Source organism: Tessaracoccus lacteus (assembly GCF_029917005.1).
Lineage (GTDB): Bacteria > Actinomycetota > Actinomycetes > Propionibacteriales > Propionibacteriaceae > Arachnia > Arachnia lactea.
Map to the genome: position 1 here is coordinate 2,070,630 of NZ_CP123967.1, position 19,800 is coordinate 2,090,429.

Sequence of the window (19,800 nt, forward strand, 5' to 3'; positions counted from 1 at the left end):
CTACATGTCTGAGCCACTGCGGGTCGGCAGCGACTACTGGCCGGTTTGGGCATGCACGTACGCCGGCTCTCGCCCCATCGGCCCCGCGGCTCTCGATTGTGTCAGAGTCATCGTGATCCGTAGTGGTAGCGCACTCCTCGTTGGCGAGTTGGGGCAAAGGCTTGTGAAGACGGGGGATGTGGTCCTCCTTGCAGCAAACGTCCTGTGCGGAAGCGAGCCTGAGGGCCACATCACCTTGACCACGATCCATGCGGATACGGACTATGTGATCGATCAGGTCTACTGGCAGCACGCTGGGCTCGTGCGGGATCGGCTTGATGCTCAGGACTTCGCGGCGACCATCTACGCCGAGCCAGCGCAGGTTCTCAGCCTCGGTGAAAGGCAGGCCGAGGCACTCACAACTTGGCTCGACGAGATGGTCGCGCTGAGCGCCGAGCGGCCCGTTGCTCGCTACTTCTTCCGGATGCAGGCCCTGTGGTTTTCCATAGCACACGTCATTGCCCCGTTCATCAAGGCGTCCCCGGTGCGGATATCAGCCGCCCGGCCGAGTCATGTCCGGCCAACCTTGCCGAGGGAACGACGGTTCGCTCCCATCAGGGAGGAGGCCCGCAGAGTTGCTGAGCTGTTGCGGACATCACCCGAGCGGCGATGGACTCTCGCCGCTTTGGCCATGGAAGTACACTTGTCGGCTGCTCAGCTAGGCAGGGTGTTCGTCGACGCCTTTGGCAAGACACCGCTCGCGTTCCTAACGATGGTGCGAGCCGAACGCTTGGCAAGGTACCTGCGCGAGACGGACCTCACTGTCACCGAGGCAATGTGGCGGGTCGGATGGCGCAGCCGAAGTCACGGCACGGAACTGTTCCGTCAGTACGTCGGACTGACGCCGGGTGCCTACCGACGACGCCAAGGGTCGTGTGGGCGCAACTGATGTACCCGATCTCGTCGTGTTCAGTGCCCGATTTCGGGACGTCTGTCTTCCCTAGGCCTCTCATAGCCGGTCGGTGATGTAGTCCGGTAGGGACTCGTCAGGTTCGTGTTGTCGCCTGGCGGTCTTGGTCGCACCCCTGGCCCGCCGTGCTTCTTGATGTTCCTGGCGTACCTCACGGTCACCGACGATCGGGTGATCTCGGCGGAGGGAAGGTCCAGGATGACTGCGACGGAGGAAGTACGAGCCAAGCGGGACGCGAAGCTCGATGAGCTGCACGAGAAGCTGACTGGCGCGGTGGAGACGCTGGTCTCCGGGCGGGACTGGGCCCGCGCGTTGGCGTTCGCGGCCCGGTTCCGATCGCGCTCGTTCAACAACACGCTGCTGATCTGGGTTCAGCACGAGGCTGCGTTCGAGGCTGGCCGGGTGCCCGGGCCGGTGCCGTCGTATGTGGCTGGGTATCGGCAGTGGCAGCAGCTTGGCCAGCAGGTGCAGAAGGGCCAGCCGGGTTACATGATCTTCGCTCCGGTGACCGGCCGGTTCGCCTCGTCGAATCCTGGTGATCCGTCGTCGTGGCGTCGTTTGGGTCCGCGCGAGAAGCACAAGGTCAACGAGGTAGTGCGCACGAAGATGGTGGGCGCTCGGCCCGCCTATGTGTGGGACGTGACGCAGACCGAGGGCGATCCGATCCCTGAGCCACCCGCACCGAAGCTGCTGGACGGCGAAGCCCCGCAGGGACTGTGGGATGGCCTGGCCATGCAGGTCGAAGCGTTGGGGTGAAGCGTGCCGGGTTCGGTGGAGGCTCTCAACTCACGGAGGATGAGAGTCATGGCAGCACCGAAGAAGTACCCGGACGAGTTGCGTGAGCGCGCGACGCGGCTCGCGGTCGAGGCGAGGCAGGACCCCGCACGGAAGGCCGGTGCGCTGCAGCGTATCGGCGAGCAACTCGGGATCAACCCGGAGACGCTGCGGGGCTGGGTGAAGCAGGCCGAGATCGACGCCGGGCAGGCGCCCGGGATGACGACCGCGGAGGCGCAGCGGATCAAGGAGCTTGAGGCCGAGGTGCGGGAGCTGCGGCGAGCGAACGAGATCCTGAAGACCGCGTCGGCGTTTTTCGCCGCGGCGGAGCTCGACCGCAAGCTGAAGTAGCCGAGGTGCCGACCGCGGTGCTCGTCGAGTACATCGACGAGCACCGCGACCGGTTCGGGGTCGAGCCGATCTGCCAGGTCCTGCGTGACGCGGACGTCCAGATCGCCCCGAGCACCTACTACGCCGCCAAGGCGCGTCCGCCGTCCGCGCGGGCGGTCAGGGACGCGGAACTGACCGAGGACATCCGGGTGGTCCACAAGGCGAACCTTGGCGTCTACGGCGCCCGGAAGATCCACGCGGCCCTGAACCGGGAGGGCGTCGAGGTCGCCCGCTGCACGGTCGAGCGGCTGATGCGCGCCGCGGGCATCCAGGGCATCCGGCGCGACAAGACCCGCAAGACCACCTTCGGGGACGGCGCGGAGACCGATCGGCCCGCCGACCTCGTCAAGCGCGCGTTCACCGCGACGACACCGAACCAGCTCTGGGTTGCGGACCTGACCTACATCCGCACCCACGCCGGGTGGACCTATGCCGCGTTCGTCCTGGACGTGTTCTCTCGCCGTGTCGTCGGCTGGCAGGTGTCCACGTCGCTGCGCACCGATCTCGCCCTCGACGCGCTCGAGATGGGCCTCTGGGAGCGCCGCAGAGCAGGTCATGAAGCGCCCCGGGTTTCGTGGAGGCTCGGTTATCTGGAACCGGCTCCGACGGGAACCTGTTCTCCAACGTAGCTGACGGGCTCGTGGGATGCCCAGTGGGCGGCCTCGAACTCGGCGGGCGGGATGTGTCCGATCTCGCCGTGCAGGCGCCGGTGGTTGTACCAGTCGACGTATTCGGCGACCGCGATCTCGACGTCGCGGACCGACGCCCACCCGCCCTTGGGGCGCATGACGGGGTTGCGGATGCACTCGGCCTTGAACAGCGAGTTCAGCGCCTCGGCCATCGCGTTGTCGTAGCTGTCGCCGACCGTTCCGACGGACGCGACCGCGTCGGCTTCGGCGAGCCGCTCGGTGTAGCGAATCGCACGGTATTGAACTCCGGCATCGCTGTGATGGATCAGCCCGGTGATGTCTTGACCTGCTCTGCGGCGCTCCCAGAGGCCCATCTCGAGCGCGTCGAGGGCGAGATCGGTGCGCAGCGACGTGGACACCTGCCAGCCGACGACACGGCGAGAGAACACGTCCAGGACGAACGCGGCATAGGTCCACCCGGCGTGGGTGCGGATGTAGGTCAGGTCCGCAACCCAGAGCTGGTTCGGTGTCGTCGCGGTGAACGCGCGCTTGACGAGGTCGGCGGGCCGATCGGTCTCCGCGCCGTCCCCGAAGGTGGTCTTGCGGGTCTTGTCGCGCCGGATGCCCTGGATGCCCGCGGCGCGCATCAGCCGCTCGACCGTGCAGCGGGCGACCTCGACGCCCTCCCGGTTCAGGGCCGCGTGGATCTTCCGGGCGCCGTAGACGCCAAGGTTCGCCTTGTGGACCACCCGGATGTCCTCGGTCAGTTCCGCGTCCCTGACCGCCCGCGCGGACGGCGGACGCGCCTTGGCGGCGTAGTAGGTGCTCGGGGCGATCTGGACGTCCGCGTCACGCAGGACCTGGCAGATCGGCTCGACCCCGAACCGGTCGCGGTGCTCGTCGATGTACTCGACGAGCACCGCGGTCGGCACCTCGGCTACTTCAGCTTGCGGTCGAGCTCCGCCGCGGCGAAAAACGCCGACGCGGTCTTCAGGATCTCGTTCGCTCGCCGCAGCTCCCGCACCTCGGCCTCAAGCTCCTTGATCCGCTGCGCCTCCGCGGTCGTCATCCCGGGCGCCTGCCCGGCGTCGATCTCGGCCTGCTTCACCCAGCCCCGCAGCGTCTCCGGGTTGATCCCGAGTTGCTCGCCGATACGCTGCAGCGCACCGGCCTTCCGTGCGGGGTCCTGCCTCGCCTCGACCGCGAGCCGCGTCGCGCGCTCACGCAACTCGTCCGGGTACTTCTTCGGTGCTGCCATGACTCTCATCCTCCGTGAGTTGAGAGCCTCCACCGAACCCGGCACGCTTCAACCCCAAGGATGAGGACGCTCGCCAGCACCGGGGTGTTCGGGAGGTGGAGGCCGAGAGCGTGGCGTTGATGGTCGGTGCTGCGCACGGTTTGGATACCAGTGGTTACACGATTCCGTATGTGGCGGGGTGGGCGTCGTCGGTCAAGGACGCTGAACCGGCGGAGGTCGTCAAGGCGACCGGTGAGCGGGTGCGGAGGACGGCGCTGGGCATCCTCGACCAGCTGGACACGTTCCAGGTCGCCGATGGCACGCCGCCTGGTCTTGCGCGTGATGTTCCCACTGCGGAGCCGAAGGCGCTGCATGTGCCGCCGCCGTCGGAGCATCGGCCGGCGGCGAGGGTGCCGGTGGTGGCGGGTCGGGGGTTGTGATGCCTGCGCGTGCCGACTTCACCAGGGCGTTGTTGCGTGCCAGTGGTGCTTCGACGCTGGCGGCGTCGGCCCGGCATCTCGCGCAGGTGGGGGTGCCGGTGTTCCCCTGCCAGCCGCGCGGGAAGCGTCCGCTCACGACGCGGGGGTTCCACGATGCCACCACCGACATCGGTCGCGTCGAGGCGTGGTGGTCGCGGACTCCGGAGGCGAACCTGGGTGTCCCGACTGGCGCGGTGTCGGGGATGGTCGTGGTGGATGTGGACGTGCATGGCCCGGTTGATGGGCGGCAAGCGTTCGCCCGCGCCGAGCGAGCCGGGCTCGTCGATGGCTGGGGTCTGCTGGTGGAGACCCCGACGGGTGGCCTGCACGCCTACTTCGCTGCGACGGCGGGGGTCGAGCAGCGGTCATGGCAGGCCGCTCGCGCTGGGGTGGACTCCCGGGGTGATGGCGGGTACATCATCGTGTCGCCCTCGGTTCGCATCGTCGGCGGTGTCCCGATCCGCTACGAGGTCGTCAATGTCGGCGACCAGCCTGCCGCTGCGCTGGACTCGCGTCGGCTGCGGGACTTCCTCGATCCACGTCCGGGACCGGTCGTGCGGCAGGGTCGTGGGTTGGTGCGGTTGGCGGATATGAACCGGCTGGCGTTCTGGGTCGCTGGGCGTGGTGAGGGTGAGCGGAACCGGGGGCTGTTCTGGGCCGCGTGCCGCTTGGCCGAGAGTGATGTCTCTGCCTCGGATGCGCTCGATGTCCTCAGCGCAGCCGCCAGCCAGGCCGGGCTGGGCGAACGCGAGATCGCCACCACGGTGCGCTCCGCCTACCGGATCGCGCACCCCGCGCCCGAAGCCGGTGGCCCCGGCCTCGGTGGCGGCGCCTGGTTCGAGCGAGCCAACGCCCCGAACCCAGGCATGGGTGGGCGGAGGCTGTGATGAAGACGACCGGTAGGCAGTGGGCGGGGCGCACCGCAGTGGTGGGGACGGTGTTCATCGCGTTGGGTGCGTTCTGGCTGAGCTTTACCGCGCTCGCCGATCTGGCGGCGCGTTCCGGGGTCGACCGGGGACAGGCGTGGGCGTGGCCGTTGATCGTTGATGGGATCATCGTGGTGGCGACGGTCGCGGTGGTGGCGCTGGCTGGGCAACGCTCAGCCTGGTATCCCTGGTCGCTGCTGGTCGGCGGGGCGCTGGTGTCGGTGACGGCGAATGCGATCCACGCTGTGGTCGCTGCGGACGCCGATGTGCCCGGCCTGCTGGCTGCCTCGGTGGCCGCGGTACCGCCGGTGGTGCTGCTGGCGATCACCCATCTCACCGTGATCCTCACCCGCACCTTCCCACAGGAGTTGCCGGGGCAGCCTGAGGTGTTGTCCGAGATCCCGGAGATGCTGTCCGAGGTGTATGCCGGACCGCAGGGTGTTGTCCACTCAAAGTCGTTGTTGTCCGTTGCCTCTGAACCTCTGGCCGATGAGCGGGAGTTGTCCTTAGCCTCGGATGAAACCCCTGGTCGTTCTGATCGCCGGGCTCGTGCTGCGGCGTTGCGGGCCGCGGGCTGGTCGAACAAGCGGATTGCCCGCGAGGTGCAGGTGCATCCGGCAACTGTGGGGAGATGGTTCGCCGCCGCGCACCTTCCCGACACCAATGATGACGCCGCCGGCGAGCGGGAGGAGACGCGTCAGCGCCAGCCCTCCCCTGACGACGCCGACGGCCCCCGCCCAGCACCGGCATTCGTCGAATGGCTCATGGGCCTGCCGACTGGATGGGTCACCGATAGCGGCGGCCTGACGCAGAATCAACAGATCACCGCCCTCGGCAACGGATTGCTACCCCTCCAGGCTGTGTCCGCGCTGTCACTGCTCGCCGCGTGAACGTGGGCTACGAGAGAGCGGCGTCCTCCGGTGCTCCCGGTGTCGTTCCCAGAGCGGCGAGCAGGCGGACCCGGACTCGCTGCTTGCGCTGCTCGAAGAACGAGGTGAAGTCGGCCAAGTCGAGCGGAAGGCCGTCGAGGTCGTCCTCGGCAAGGTACGTAGCTCGCTTGTCCTTCGCTCGGGAAGGCGGTGTCCATCCACTCCGCAGGCAGTCCATCCTGCTTCTCGATGTTGGCGGCCCCACTCAGCAACTGAAGGTTCGGCAGCAGGCATGCGGCGGCCAAGTAGTCGTCGACCTTAATCGAGCGGGACGCCGGCACGGAGGAACGGGACATATTCTCCACGACGGATCTTCGAGCACTTCGCCACGCTCGCTGGTAGGGAGCTGTCAACTGACTCGCCGCTCATGAGGACACCTGGCGCCGACTGTACGTCGTACAATGTATAGTCATCGTATGCTGACTATTTCCGATCGACTCGACGTGATGAACCGGCTCGGCCGAGCTATGGCCGACCCGACCCGCTCCCGCATTCTGCTGACCCTGCTGGCCGGGCCGAGCTACCCGGCGGTGCTGTCCCGCGAGCTGGGGTTGTCGCGCTCGAACGTGTCGAACCATCTGACATGCCTGCGCGGGTGCGGGATCGTGGTGGCCGAGCCCGAGGGCCGACAGACCCGCTACGAGGTGGCAGACCCGCACCTGGCCCGCGCGCTGACGGCGCTGGTGGATGTCACGCTCGCGGTTGACGAGAGCGTGCCGTGCATGGACCCGGACTGCGGGGTCGAGGGTTGCCAGGCGGGGGAGGTGCGGGCGTGAGCGCGGTCACGGGTTCGCAGGTCGAGCATGTCGACCTCGACGACCACGATGATGACGATGACCGGCCGTGGTATCGGAGCCCGAGCGTTCTGATCCCGATCGCCTCCGGCGTCGCGTTCGCCGCCGGCCTGGTGTGCGAGTGGACCGGCGCGGAGACCGCGGGCCTGGTGCTGTTCTGGATCGGCCTGCTGCTGGGCGCGTACACGTTCGTGCCGGGCGCGCTGCGCAAGCTGTTCACCAAGGGCAAGCTCGGCATCGGGCTGCTGATGACGATCAGCGCGACCGGCGCGGTGATCCTCGGCTACGTCGAGGAGGCCGCCGCGCTGGCATTCCTGTACTCCATCGCGGAGGCGCTGGAGGACAAGGCGATGGACCGCGCCCGCGCAGGGTTGCGGGCGCTGTTGAAGCTCGTGCCCGAAACCGCACTCGTCAAGCGCGGCGACGCCACCGCCGAGGTCGAGGCGAAGGAGCTGCGCGTCGGGGATGTCCTGGTGGTCCGGCCGGGCGAACGGATCGCCACCGACGGCACCGTGCGGGCCGGGCGGAGCAGCCTGGACACGTCCGCGATCACGGGTGAATCGATCCCGGTCGAGGTCGAACCGGGCACCGACGTCTCGGCCGGGTCGATCAACACCACCGGCGTGCTCGAGGTCGAGGCCACCGCCGCCGGCACCGACAACTCGCTCACCACCATCGTGGAGCTGGTCGAGCAGGCGCAGGCCGAGAAGGGCGACCGTGCCCGCCTGGCCGACCGGATCGCCCGCCCGCTGGTGCCCGGCGTGATGATCCTCGCCGTGCTGGTCGGCGTGCTTGGGTCGCTGTTGAGCGGCGACCCTGAGCTGTGGATCACCCGCGCTCTGGTGGTGCTGGTCGCAGCCTCGCCGTGCGCGCTGGCGATCGCCGTCCCGGTCACCGTTGTTTCCGCGATCGGCGCGGCGTCGAAGTTCGGTGTGGTCGTGAAGTCCGGGGCCGCGTTCGAGCGGTTCGGCGGCATCCGCCACGTCGCCGTCGACAAGACCGGCACGCTGACCCGCAACGAGCCCACGGTGACCCGCGTCGTCACCACCGGCGCGACCGAGAATGAGGTGCTGGCGTGGGCGGCGAGCCTGGAAGGTCACAGCACGCACCCGCTGGCCGCCGCGATCACGAAGGCCGTCCCCGACGCCCCGACCGCGCACGACGTCACCGAGACCGCCGGGCGCGGCATCACCGGCACGCTCGGTAGTGCCCGTCTCGCCGTCGGTAGCCCCCGCTGGCTGGACGCCGGCACGCTGGCCGACCAGGTGCAGGTGATGGAATCCGAGGGGATGACCGTCGTCATCGTCCACCGCGGCGACCGGCCGGCTGGCGCGATCGGGGTGCGTGACGAACTGCGCCCAGAGGTTCCCGAGGTCATCGCCACGCTGAACCGCCGCGGGATCGGGGTGACGATGCTCACCGGCGACAACGCCCGCACCGCCGCAGCGCTGGCCGGCCAGGCCGGCATCATGGACGTGCGCGCCGAGCTGCGCCCCGAGGACAAGGCCACCGCCGTCGCGGAGTTGTCGAAGTCTCAGCCCACTGCCATGATCGGGGACGGCATCAACGACGCTCCCGCGCTGGCGGCCGCGGATGTGGGGATCGCGATGGGAGCCAAGGGCGCCGATGCTGCGATCGAGTCGGCCGACGTCGCGTTCACCGGCCACGACCTGCGCCTCATCCCACAGGCCCTCGCCCACGCCCGCCGCGGCCGCAACATAATCAACCAGAACGTCGTGTTGTCGATCGCGATCATCGTGGTGCTGCTGCCGCTGGCGATTACCGGAGTCCTCGGGCTCGCCGCGGTCGTGCTTGTACACGAGGTCGCTGAAGTCGTCGTCATCCTCAACGGGCTCCGCGCGGCGCGGCGCACGAAGGCATGACCGATCCCCTTGACGGCTCCGCTCCCTCCCCGGGAAAAGCGGATGCCGTGGAAGCGAGTTCTGCCGGCCCGGCGGCGGCGCGCGTCCGGCTCCGCTGGTTCCTGCTCGCGTGCGCCGTCGCCGCTGGCGCGGTGCTGATCGATCAAGGCAGCAAGGCACTCGCCCTCGCTCAGCTCAGCGAGGATGACCGTATTCCGCTCTTGGGAGACTGGCTCGGCTTGCAGCTCGCGTTCAACCCCGGCACCGTGATGTCCCTCGGAGCCGGCGCAACCTGGCTGCTCACCGTCATCGCCGCGGCGGCCTCTGTCGCTCTACTCGTCGCCGCAACCCGCGCCCGCACCGTCGGTGGGCGGTCGCGATCGGCCTGGTGTGGGGAGGCGCGGTCGGCAACCTGCTGGACCGGCTGTTCGCCCCTCCCGAGTTTGGCCGCGGTCACGTCACCGACTTCCTCGCCTACGGCAACCTGTTCATCGGCAACCTTGCCGACGTCATCCTCGGTTTCGGCGTCGCCCTGGGCGTCCTGCTTTACCTCCGAGGCCCACACCACACCAGGAACGGACAATGATGGTCGCAGAGTATCAACGGCACGCGGCTGCCGGAACCGCTGGGTCGCCAGGCGGCTGTAACGCGGCGGTGGGCGCATGATCCTGTCCTCCGTCCTGCAGGCGATCGGCCTATTCATCGCCACGAACATCGATGACATCATCGTGCTCTCACTGTTCTTCGCCCGAGGCGTGGGCCAGCGCGGGACCACCGCCCGAATCCTGGTCGGACAGTACCTCGGGTTCGCTGGCATCCTGGGCGCTTCCGTGCTGGTGACGCTCGGGGCGGGAGCGTTCCTGCCGCCAGAGGTCATCCCCTACTTCGGACTCATTCCGCTGGGGTTGGGACTTTGGGCTGCGTGGCAAGCCTGGCGCAACCGCGGTGCCGACGATGACGATGAGGCAAAGGTCGAGGGCAAGAAGGTTGGGGTGTGGACGGTGGCCGGGGTGACCTTCGCCAACGGCGGGGACAACATCGGCGTCTACGTCCCGGTCTTCCTCAGCGTGGGCCCAGCGGCCGTGGTGGCGTACTGCATCGTGTTCCTCGCCCTGGTCGCCGCCCTCGTCGGCCTGGGCAAGTTCGTCGCCACCCGCCGACCGATCGCCGAACTCCTGGAACGCTGGGAACACATCCTGTTCCCGATCGTGCTCATCGGCCTGGGCATCTTCATCCTCGTCAGTGGTGGTGCCTTCGGCCTCTGAACTCGTAGCCGACTGCGTAGATGGCAGCGTGCTGTGGTTGCTACCTGGCGGCTGAGTGTCCCGGTGCGCTGCGCGTGTGAGCGGCCCAGACGACGTGCTCGGCGCCGCTGCCTCAACTGAGCCCACGCTGACCGCGTAGGCGTCGATCACGCGGTCGGTGCCGGTGTTGAAGGCGTCGCGGATATCACTTGGATCACCACATCGCTGGGCCCGGCTCTTGTGTCAGGCGCAGCAGGAGGTGGGGAGTTCGTTGCGGAAGAGGTTCGCGGTGAGGCGGATGCCTTCGGCCATGGTGAGGTAGGGGGCCCAGGTGTCGGCGAGTTGGGTGACGGTGAATCCGGCGGTGATGGCGTAGGTTGCGGCGAGCATCATCTCCCCAGCGGTGTCGGCGAGGGCGTGGATACCGAGGACTTTGCCGGTGTCGGCGTCGGCGACGACCTTGATGCCGCCGCGTGTGTCGTGGTTGGCGATGGCCCTGGGCACGTCGGAAAGTCGTAGGAATCGGCAGGCGCACCGGTATCCGGCGGCGATGGCGCTGGCTTCGGTGATCCCGGCGGAGGCCAGTTGGGGTGAGGTGAACAGCACAGACGGCAACCCGGTGTAGTCGACTCGCTCGTCGTGACCCAGGGCGTTGTGCGCGGCGATCTTCCCAGTCCTCGCGGCGACGTACACGTACTGGGGCACGTCAGTGACGTCACCGGCGGCGAACACAGCCGGGTTCGTGGTCCGCTGCTGCTCGTCTACGATGACGAAGCCGCGCTCGTCGGTCGCGATACCCGCAGCAGGAAGGTTGAGCCCTTCGGTGCGCGGGGTGCGACCGGTGGCAACGAGGACACGTTCACCGGTCGCGTCCTTCCCGTTGCGGGTCGTCACCTGGACCAGGCCCTCGTGCTGGGTGATCGTGGCTGCGCGGTCGCCGATGACGCTGATCCCCTCGGCCAGGAAGGCCTTGCGGAGCTCGGATGACAGTTCCGGTTCGGCGTGCGGGGCGAGCCGACCGATGACGGTGACCTCTACTCCGAGCCGGGCGAACAGCTGCGCCTGTTCCAGGCCGACGAAGCCACCGCCGATCACCACGAGCGACGCGGGCAGTTCCGTCAGTTCCATCGCTGTGGTCGACGTGAGGTAATCAACCTGCTCAAGCCCAGGGATTGCCGGCACGTGCGGCTCGGCGCCGGTGGCGACGAGATACGACTTCGCGCGCACCGGTCGTCCATCCACGAGCAGGGTTCCAGCGTCTGTGAACGTTGCAGTGCCCGGGAGGATGTCAAACCCGTAGGCAGCGGCGATGTCGGCGTACTTGGTCTGGCGGAGCATCCCAACCAGATCATCCTTCTGCTCGATGAGCGCGCTGAGATCGACCATCCCAGCAGAGCTGGGGACGCCTGAGAACCGGTTCGTGAGGGCGGAGTGCCGGGTGTGCGCGGCCGCGAGAAGCGTCTTGGACGGCACACAACCCACGTTCACGCAGGTACCGCCGAGGGTTCCCGATTCGATGGCGACCACGCTGGCCCCCTCGAGGCGCGCGTGGATCGCTGCGGACATCGCCGCCCCGCCCGTCCCGATCACCACGAGATCAACCTCCGTGTGCCATGTCACGATGCCTCCTCCAGTTCGAACCGGCCACTCGTGCGGCCACTCCTGAAAGAATGGACCTTAAAGTATGCTTGAAGGTCAAGTCGGTGGCCGAGGTGACGATGCGGATCGGGGAACTCGCGGGGAAGGCGAAGACGAGGGCGTCCACGCTGCGGTACTACGAGGAGCGCGGGCTGCTCCAACCGCCGGAGCGCACCCCGGCTGGGTACCGCAACTACGGCGACGAGGCGGTGCAGCGGCTCGAATTCATCGACCGGGCCCGCGCAGCAGGGCTCACTCTCGCGCAAACCGCCGAGATCCTCGAAGTACGTGACGCGGGCGGGTCGCCGTGCGGTCATGTTCGAGACCTTCTCGACCGGCGACTGGTCGAGATCGACGAGCAGCTCGAGCAGCTCCGCCTGCTCCGTACCAGCGTCGCCGACCTACGCGCGAACGCAGCACAGACGCCGCCGGAGGTCTGCACACCCGAGTCGATCTGCCGGTACCTCTGACCAATCGGCTGAAGGGTCTTGCTGCCCGGAGGGAACCGTTGTCTTGTCCGCGTAAGGTTGTCGCGCTCGCGGTAGTTCGTCAGGAACTCGTAGAACGTGTACGACTGCGCGGTCTCGGGCTTGAAGTTCCAGAGCAGGAAGGAGCCGACAGGGTATCCGTGCCTCAGACAAATTCACGATGGATAGCTGGCATCAGATACTCGCGCTTGCGGATGGCGGTGAGCATCTCCTCGATGCTGCACGGGGTCTAGAAGTACATGCGGCTCTCTCGATACGGGCTGACGGGTGGTCAGACTACGGTCTCGTCGTTGACGGCGACGACGGTGTCGTAGAGGCCGTAGCGACGCAGGCCCTTGTGGGACTCGATGCCGGTGTAGGACAAGGAGGAGTCCTCGTAGCGGCGGAAGGCGAAGACGGCCTGGTTCATATGGGTGGCGTTAAAGACGCCGAGATTCACGAGGAGGTGGAAGTCCTCGACGGTCAGTCCGGTGACGGTGCGGAACAAGCCGGGTTCGAGCTTGGTGATGACGTCGGTAAGAGTGTTCTCACGGAAGTCGGTCAGGTACATGAACGCAGGGACGCGGGTGGCGAACTTGACCAGCTTCTCCTGAATCTGCTTCCGCTTGGACTTGTACTCCTTCTCCTCCGCCGTCAACTCCTTCTTCTCCGCCGGAGTAATGTCGTCGCCCTTCTCCTTCTTCACCTTCTTCACGGCGTCACTCTTGTTCACGACGGTCTCGAAAATGTCGCTGCCGAGTGCACGGAAACCCTCGATGTTCATGACGGCGTTGAGGGCGTCGGGGCTGTTCATGATCTTGCGCAGGGTTTCGTTGTCGACGTTGACGAGGATCGCGGACTCCCACTTGCGGGCCAGGAGGGTCGCGGAGGTGCCCGACATAGCGATGTCGAGGATGCCGCCGGCATCGACCTGGGTCATGTTCGACCCGTCGTAGGCCAGCACGGGCAGGAACTTCACGAGCTCCTCCACGGCCTGCTCGGGGTTCGGCGTCTCCGGCGACAGGCCTGCGCCGTAGTCGGCGATCTGACGTAGCGCCCGGGTGGGCGCGAAGTCGAACACGAAGCACACGGGCTTGAGGACTGCTTCGGCGCTCGGGTTGTCACCGTCGGGGTTCTTAATCGACCACGGTGACTGTACGCGGAACGCTGCCTGGAAGTATGTCTCGGGTGAGTTGAGGTTTCGCAGCATCAGGATCGAGGACCACTGCTTGACGGTGACGCCCGTGGTGAGCTTGCCGCAGGACAGGGTGATCGTCTTCGTGTCGTGGCCGTCGCCGATCGCCGCCCGCACTGGCGGGAGAGCATCCAGCCCGATGCCCGCGCCGGGACCCGCGACGACGAGGACCTTGTAGTCGTGCCAGAACACGTTCTGCTTCTCCGCGAGCAGGTTCGCCATCGCCTGGCACGCCGCAACGTTGGGCAGGAACCAGAACGAGTGCTGCAGGTACGGCAGGAGCCGGACATCGGAGTACGGGAACGGCGGACGAGTGCCCATTCGCATGGCGTCGACCTGCGTGGGCAGGTGAGCGCCACGGATGAGATCGAGCCACTTCTGCACGTCGGTCTTGTGCGTGAACTCGGCGTCCTTGCCGATGCCCTTCGCCTCGAAGAACTCGTTGAGGTCGAACTCGTCGAACTCTCCCTGGTTCGCGACGGCGATGAGCTCGTCGGGCATCTGGTAGGTGAACAGACGCATCTCCGGGAGCGCCCCGTACGGGTTCCACGCGTCCGGATGCGCGACGGCGTACTCGGCCTTGGCACGATGCTCGTCGGTGTAGGTCCAGTTGAAGATTTGCTCCTCGATGAACTCACCGGTTGCCAGCGCCTTGAACGGCGTGCCAGACAGGTACAGGTAGGCGCGGGTGGTGATCGGCAGGAAGTCGTCCTCGTCGTTGCCGAGCTCGTCAAGCTCCTCGTCGAAGGCCACCAGACCGTCGTTGTACTCGGCGGCCAACTCCTTCTGCTTGACCTTCTCGTCCTCACCCTCGAACAACTCCTTGGCGGACTCTCGCCAAGCACCGAAGTGGCACTCGTCGAAGATGACGAGGTCCCAGTTGGTAGTGTGGACCCACTCGTTCTTTGCTTTGATGAGCCCGGTCTTCCGGTCTCGCCCAAGCAGGTCCTGGAACGATCCGAAGTAGACCAGCGGCCTCGCCTTGTCGGCGTCGTCCGGGCTACCCGCAGTCGCTGAGGAGAGGTACTGCCAACCGTCGAAGTCAGCGTGCGACTCCAAGTCGGTCTGCCAGGCATCCTCGACGGCAGGCTTGAAGGTCACCACAAGGATGCGTTTGGCGCTGAGCCGCTTCGCGAGCTGATAGGAGGCAAAGGTCTTCCCGAAGCGCATCTTGGCGTTCCACAGGAACCGCGGCACCGCCTGGGAATCCTCGGACCAGATCGACTCGTAGTAGCCCTCAGCCTTGTTCACGGCGCTGGCCTGCTCCGGGCGCATCGGGAACGTCTCATGATGGGTGCCGCTAAGTTTCACGCCGGTGCGAAGCTCAGTGATCGCCGTGCGCACATCGTCTGGGGTGCACCACATCCACTCTCGCGCTGAGCCGAAGATCGGGTTCTCGAAGCCCTTGTCGCCGCCGCCGGGCTGGAACGGATCGAGGCCGGCGGCCCGGTGCATCCGATCTACCAGGCGATCCGCGACGCCGACATCACCGCGCGGGAGCGGCGCGAGGCAGAGATGCACGCCCGCGCCGAAGCAGCCGTAGCCCGCGCGAAGTCGATCAAGAAGGGCAAGCGCACCCCACCGCGGTCACTGCCGCTCGTCACCGACGACGGGCAACCCGTCCGCTACCCGCTGCGGGCGTTCATCCAGACCTGGGGCGAGCTGACCAACTGGTGGACCCACTACGACGCCGACACCCTCGCCGCCGAGCTGACCGACGAGCAGTTCGAGAACTACCTCACCACCACCGAAGGCACCGTCCGATTCGCCGACGCCCTCCGAGCCGCCCGCGAGGGCGCGGCGGAGCGGCCACGCCTCCGAGCACTCTGACGCACAGACCCGGTGCGGGGTGTGCACCTGCTCGGCATGAGCCCTGCACCTACCGATCCTCGGAACCGTCGCCGACTCGTCGCCCTCATCGCCGCCGGTATCGTCCTGCTGCTTCTCGCTGGCGTCGGCGTCTACGGACTCCTCACCGGCCCCCGCAGCAGCACCAGTACCGATCACGACCCGGAGCCTGGCCCGGTCACGACGGCACCGCCGACGGTGGCACTGAACACACCCCAGCCACTGCGGGTTCCAGTGGTTCCGCGTTCGGCCGATCCCGAGACCTTCGTTCAGAGCGTCGCGTCCACGCTGTTCGCGTGGGACACCGGCTCGGGGCTGTGGCCGCTGGACTACGCCTCGGCGATCCTCGCGGTCGGTGACCCCAGCGGGGACGAGCAAGCCGGGCTGGCCTCCGACGTAGCCGCGTACCTGCCGACCCGTGACGCCTGGATCGAGCTGCGGCAATACGCCACCCGTCAGCACCTCACCATCGAGGCCGCGTACGTCCCCGAGGCCTGGGCCGACGCGGCAGCGCAGGCCCAGCCAGGGCAGCTCGCGGCCGGAACGACGGCCGTCACGATTGAGGGCACCCGCTACCGTGCCGGGGTCTGGAACGGCCAGCCGGTCACCAGCGAGCATCCGGTCGCGTTCACCGTGTTCGTCGTTTGCGCACCGACCTATCCGACCTGTCATCTGCTGCGGCTGTCGCAGCTCGACAACCCGCTGCGCTGAAGGGGTTGTCGTCGTGTTCCGCAAAGTTGCCATCGCAGCGCTGGCGCTGCTGTTCTTCGCCCCCGCCGCAGCACTCCTCGGCGTCGGGGTGCTGATGAACCCCGCTGCCGCCTACTGCGCCACCCCCGCCGGAACGGTGAACCTGGGCCCGATCCCGGACTCGCTCACCGTGACCACTGCGAACGGCGAGACCTTCACCCTGAATCGTCAGCAGCTCACGCACGCGGCCACGATCATCTCCGTCGGTAACGGGATCACCGACGTGGGCAGGCCGGGAATCAAGATCGCGTTGATGGCCGCGCTCACTGAGTCCACGCTGCGGATGCTCACCAACACCGGCGCCTACCCGGAGTCGGCGAACTACCCGAACGACGGCAACGGCGGCGACCACGACTCCCTCGGCCTGTTCCAGATGCGTCCACAATCGGGATGGGGTTCGGTCGCAGAGTTGATGGACCCGAACTATCAGGCGCGGGCGTTCTTCGGAGGGCCGACCGGACCGAACTATCCCTCGCCGCGTGGCCTGCTCGACATCCCCGGCTGGCAACAAATGGACCCTGGCGAAGCCGCTCAAGCCGTCGAGGTGTCCGCCTTCCCCGACCGCTACCGCAACTACGCGCCCGTCGCCGACAGCATCCTCGCCGCCCTCACCAGCGGAAGTAGTGCCGCTGGCGGCGCGGGTGGCCCGGCGATGTCGTCGTCGCGGGTGGTGTTCCCGCTGCCCGAGGGCACCTGGGTGCTGACTTCGCCGTTCGGGATGCGGGTGCACCCGATCACAGGCGAACGGAAGATGCATACCGGCACCGACTTCGCCGCGCCCGATGGCACGCCGATCCTCGCCGCCGCGGACGGCACCGTCACCGTCGCGGAGTTCTCCGGCGGGTACGGCGGCCTCATCGTCATCGAGCACACCATCGACGGCAAGACTGTCGCGACCGCGTACGCGCACATGTGGCAGAGCGGCATCCACGTCCGTCCCGGCGACCGTGTGAGTGCCGGGCAGCACATCGGCGATGTTGGTTCCTCGGGCATGAGCACCGGCGCACATCTGCACTTCGAGGTCCGGCCCATCGGCACGAACGGCGAGGCCATCGACGCCGCCGCCTGGCTCAACCAGCACGGGGCCGCGAACCTGCCGATGGCGACCAGCGGATCACCCGCCGCCTGCAACAACGCCACAGCGGGCACGCCGACCGGTGTCGATGGAGACCCCGACCGGCTCGTCGACGATCCCACCAGCTCGGGCAAGATCACCGCCCGTATGCTGCACCTCTACCAGCAGGCCCTCGCGGCGTTCCCCGACACCGGCTGGGGCTGCTACTCACCGCGCCCGGGCACCAAGTCCGAGCATCCCCTCGGCAGGGCGTGCGACATCACCTTCGGCAACCGCATCGGCCAGCGACTCACGTCGGCACAGCTCGACGCCGGCTGGAAGGTCACCAACTGGATGAAAGACAGCGCCGACGTGCTCGGCGTCGAGTACCTGATCTGGCAAGGCCAAATCTGGTCCGTAGCCCGCGATTCTGAGGGCTGGCGGCCCTACAACGGCGGCGGCATGCACGACCCCGCGTCCATCACCGGAGGCCACTTCGACCACCTCCACGTCACAGTCAAGGTTGGGTGATCGGCGATGGGTGTGTTCCCCGACTTCGACGGGCTCGGCGGCATCGGAGACCTCCGCGCCGTGGTCGGCGCGCTCCTGACCTTCGTCCTCATCGTCGCCGTCCTCATGCTCATCGTCTCCGCGATCGTCTGGGCGATCGCAACTGCCCACGGCAACTACGCGACCGCTAGCAAGGGCCGAATCGGAGTGCTCGTCGCCGTCGGTGCCGCCGTCCTCGCCGGAGGCGGCGTGGCCTGGATGAACTGGCTACTCAGCCTCGGACAGACGCTGTAGCAAGTCCGGACCAGTCAGAACTGATTCAGCCGTGACCGCGCATCCATCAGCTTCTGGATCACCTCGGACTTCCGCTGTCCAAGCGACGCGACTTTCTCTCGGGCTGCGGACTGGCGCGCGAGTTGATTGTTGGCGATGGTCATCCAGTTGGGGTTCCTCGTAGAGGGCGAACGGGCGGAGAGTGCTCGTGAGTAGCTCTCGTTGGCTCGGTAGATCGCTGCCTCGACATTGCGCAGTTGTTCCTCCAGGCGCCACACACGGTCTTGTGCGCGTTGGCGCGCTTCAGCTCGGCGTTGTTCGCCGGCACGCTTCGCGGCCTCGAACACACGATCCTTCGCCGACTTGTACTGCTGCCAGAGCTGGTCGTTGTCCGTCTTCGCGCACGGCCCGGTGGCACGCCATTGCGCATCCAGGGCTCGGGCCTGGTCCTTTGCTGCCCTGAAGTCGCTGGAGTGTGATAGCGACTCCATCTGTGAGACGAGTCGCTGCTTGGCTGCCTTGTTCGATGCCCACTCGCGCTGCCGCTTCTCGAACTCCTGCTTCTTGCGGTCGTTCAGACGAGTGCGGGCCTGGTTGAACCGCGACGACAGCCGGTCGTTGTCGGCCTTCTCGCACGGGCCGATCCGCTTCCACTCGTCACCAAGCTTGCGCATCTGGTCCGACGCCGACCGCAGATCGGATGAGTTCGCCAGCGACTCCGCCTGCGAGACGAGCCGTTCCTTGGCTGCCTTGTTCGATGCCCACTCGCGCTGCCGCTTCTCGAACTCCTGCTTCTTGCGGTCGTTCAGACGAGTGCGGGCCTGGTTGAACCGCGACCACAGCCGGTCGTTGTCGGCCTTCTCGCACGGGCCGATCCGCTTCCACTCGTCACCAAGCTTGCGCATCTGGTCCGACGCCGACCGCAGATCGGATGAGTTCGCCAGCGACTCCGCCTGCGAGACGAGCCGTTCCTTGGCTGCCTTGTTCGATGCCCACTCGCGCTGCCGCTTCTCGAACTCCTGCTTCTTGCGGTCGTTCAGACGAGTGCGGGCCTGGTTGAACCGCGACCACAGCCGGTCGTTGTCGGCCTTCTCGCACGGGCCGATCCGCTTCCACTCGTCACCAAGCTTGCGCATCTGGTCCGACGCCGACCGCAGATCGGATGAGTTCGCCAACGACTCCGCCTGCGAGACCAGTCGCTCCTTAGACGCCCGGTTCTGGTCCTGCTCATGTGCGCGTGCCGCGAAGTGACGGTCCTGAGCCGCCTTGAAGCGCGGCCACAGCGCCGCCTCTGTCGAGCGATCGACAGAGCCCGCTGACTTCCACCTCTCTCGAAGCTCTCGGAACTCGTTGCTTGCCTCTCGCCAAGGGCGGTTGGCGAGCCTCTCAGCGCGCTGGACCAGTCCCCACTTCGTTTTGGCGGGACCATCGGGGAAGTAGTTGATCTGGTCATCACCTACGAACACATCGGTTCGCCCATTAGCTTCCTTGACGACGGTAGGGCGCCCGGCATGGTCAATGTAGTGCTGAACGCGACCCACTGGTGAGCGGCGAACACTGGCTTCGGAGATGTGGGGCTGATGCCCCCTGTCTCGTGCGTACTGAACGACGTTGTCCCCATCGCCGACGTGGTGACTGTGCTTCTTGTCCTCGTCACGGATGCCGCTCATCGCACCTTCCTCCATGCTCGCCGCTCGCCTGCGAGCGCCGCGTCTGCCCCGCTGAGTCGGTAGCCGGGTCACTCTCATTCTTCCAGACAGGCCTTGCGAACCTGGAGGTTTGGCGTCGCGCCCGGGAGGTGTCCCTGGCATCCAACTATGCGATGCGAGCCGGTGAGTCCTGAAGTGCACCT

General features: G+C 67.1%; 18 protein-coding genes, 2 pseudogenes and 2 other annotated features. Of the genes and pseudogenes, 16 read left to right on the plus strand and 4 right to left on the minus strand.

Translation table 11 applies throughout. From position 1 onward, the window contains the following. Positions 1-4 precede the first annotated feature (4 nt). From QH948_RS09565 to QH948_RS09580, 4 genes and pseudogenes are all read left to right on the plus strand, one after another. Complete coding sequence (locus QH948_RS09565) at positions 5-928, plus strand: helix-turn-helix transcriptional regulator (RefSeq protein WP_026926291.1); 924 nt, start codon at positions 5-7, stop codon at positions 926-928. Positions 929-1,084: 156 nt separating this feature from the next. Then, positions 1,085-1,705, plus strand: coding sequence for an ArdC-like ssDNA-binding domain-containing protein (locus tag QH948_RS09570; RefSeq protein WP_348634915.1), 621 nt, complete (start codon positions 1,085-1,087; stop codon positions 1,703-1,705). Between the two features lie 48 nt (positions 1,706-1,753). Then, positions 1,754-1,951: pseudogene (locus QH948_RS14235) on the plus strand (transposase); the annotation flags it as partial. Positions 1,952-2,031: 80 nt separating this feature from the next. Next, positions 2,032-2,184: a sequence feature (AL1L pseudoknot), on the plus strand. Beyond that, positions 2,080-2,742: an IS3 family transposase gene (locus tag QH948_RS09580; protein ID WP_281144192.1), complete on the plus strand. Its 663-nt coding sequence runs from the start codon at positions 2,080-2,082 to the stop codon at positions 2,740-2,742. Its footprint overlaps the feature before it by 105 nt. Here QH948_RS09580 and QH948_RS09585 read toward each other — a convergent pair. Further along, a protein-coding gene (locus tag QH948_RS09585; RefSeq protein WP_281144193.1) for an IS3 family transposase occupies positions 2,700-4,000 on the minus strand; the annotation gives its coding sequence in 2 pieces (ribosomal slippage) (positions 2,700-3,709 and positions 3,709-4,000; 1,302 coding nt in all). The genes QH948_RS09580 and QH948_RS09585 overlap by 43 nt on opposite strands. Then, positions 3,570-3,722: a sequence feature (AL1L pseudoknot), on the minus strand. (Overlaps the previous gene by 153 nt.) 110 nt (positions 4,001-4,110) lie before the next feature. Here QH948_RS09585 and QH948_RS09590 point away from each other — a divergent pair. From QH948_RS09590 to QH948_RS09620, 7 genes and pseudogenes are all read left to right on the plus strand, one after another. Then, entirely contained in the window at positions 4,111-4,419 is a 309-nt protein-coding gene (locus QH948_RS09590; protein WP_348634916.1) for a hypothetical protein, read from the plus strand. Beyond that, positions 4,419-5,345 carry a bifunctional DNA primase/polymerase gene (locus QH948_RS09595; protein WP_073186139.1) on the plus strand — a complete coding sequence of 309 codons (927 nt, stop codon included), beginning with the start codon at positions 4,419-4,421 and terminating at the stop codon, positions 5,343-5,345. Before QH948_RS09590 ends, QH948_RS09595 begins: the two co-directional genes overlap by 1 nt. Positions 5,346-5,395: 50 nt before the next feature. Further along, positions 5,396-6,274, plus strand: a complete 879-nt coding sequence (locus QH948_RS09600) for a DUF2637 domain-containing protein (protein WP_237267980.1) — start codon at positions 5,396-5,398, stop codon at positions 6,272-6,274. Positions 6,275-6,729: 455 nt separating this feature from the next. After that, the gene (gene cmtR / locus QH948_RS09605) at positions 6,730-7,089 is read left to right on the plus strand and encodes a Cd(II)/Pb(II)-sensing metalloregulatory transcriptional regulator CmtR (RefSeq protein ID WP_026926287.1); all 360 of its coding nucleotides are present in this window, start codon (positions 6,730-6,732) and stop codon (positions 7,087-7,089) included. Next, on the plus strand, positions 7,086-8,990 hold the full coding sequence (locus QH948_RS09610; protein ID WP_145952683.1) for a heavy metal translocating P-type ATPase: 1,905 nt from the start codon (positions 7,086-7,088) through the stop codon (positions 8,988-8,990). Before cmtR ends, QH948_RS09610 begins: the two co-directional genes overlap by 4 nt. After that, a pseudogene (locus QH948_RS09615) lies at positions 8,987-9,555 on the plus strand (signal peptidase II). Before QH948_RS09610 ends, QH948_RS09615 begins: the two are co-directional and overlap by 4 nt. 76 nt (positions 9,556-9,631) lie before the next feature. Then, positions 9,632-10,234, plus strand: a complete 603-nt coding sequence (locus QH948_RS09620) for a cadmium resistance transporter (protein WP_073186143.1) — start codon at positions 9,632-9,634, stop codon at positions 10,232-10,234. Between the two features lie 222 nt (positions 10,235-10,456). Here QH948_RS09620 and merA read toward each other — a convergent pair whose 3' ends face one another. Next, complete coding sequence (gene merA / locus QH948_RS09625; RefSeq protein WP_035757281.1) at positions 10,457-11,833, minus strand: mercury(II) reductase; 1,377 nt, start codon at positions 11,831-11,833, stop codon at positions 10,457-10,459. A gap of 68 nt (positions 11,834-11,901) precedes the next feature. On the opposite strand from merA, the gene QH948_RS09630 reads away from it, so the two are divergent. Continuing rightward, entirely contained in the window at positions 11,902-12,321 is a 420-nt protein-coding gene (locus QH948_RS09630; RefSeq protein WP_425325634.1) for a heavy metal-responsive transcriptional regulator, read from the plus strand. Positions 12,322-12,610: 289 nt separating this feature from the next. Here QH948_RS09630 and QH948_RS09635 read toward each other — a convergent pair whose 3' ends face one another. Next, a complete protein-coding gene (locus tag QH948_RS09635) occupies positions 12,611-14,968 on the minus strand; it encodes a DEAD/DEAH box helicase family protein (protein WP_281144194.1) in 2,358 nt (785 codons plus the stop codon). On the opposite strand from QH948_RS09635, the gene QH948_RS09640 reads away from it, so the two are divergent. The 4 genes from QH948_RS09640 to QH948_RS09655 are packed head-to-tail and all read left to right on the plus strand — an operon-like array spanning position 14,963 to position 17,969. Next, on the plus strand, positions 14,963-15,343 hold the full coding sequence (locus QH948_RS09640; RefSeq protein ID WP_281144195.1) for a hypothetical protein: 381 nt from the start codon (positions 14,963-14,965) through the stop codon (positions 15,341-15,343). The two genes, QH948_RS09635 and QH948_RS09640, sit on opposite strands and share 6 nt — an antisense overlap. A 36-nt stretch (positions 15,344-15,379) precedes the next feature. Further along, entirely contained in the window at positions 15,380-16,072 is a 693-nt protein-coding gene (locus QH948_RS09645) for a hypothetical protein (protein WP_281144196.1), read from the plus strand. 13 nt (positions 16,073-16,085) lie between these two features. Next, positions 16,086-17,696, plus strand: coding sequence for a M23 family metallopeptidase (locus tag QH948_RS09650; RefSeq protein ID WP_281144197.1), 1,611 nt, complete (start codon positions 16,086-16,088; stop codon positions 17,694-17,696). Positions 17,697-17,702: 6 nt separating this feature from the next. Next, positions 17,703-17,969, plus strand: coding sequence for a DUF6112 family protein (locus QH948_RS09655; RefSeq protein ID WP_281144198.1), 267 nt, complete (start codon positions 17,703-17,705; stop codon positions 17,967-17,969). A gap of 14 nt (positions 17,970-17,983) precedes the next feature. On the opposite strand, the gene QH948_RS09660 is transcribed toward QH948_RS09655, so the two are convergent. Continuing rightward, entirely contained in the window at positions 17,984-19,618 is a 1,635-nt protein-coding gene (locus tag QH948_RS09660) for a DUF349 domain-containing protein (protein ID WP_281144199.1), read from the minus strand. Positions 19,619-19,800: the final 182 nt, after the last annotated feature.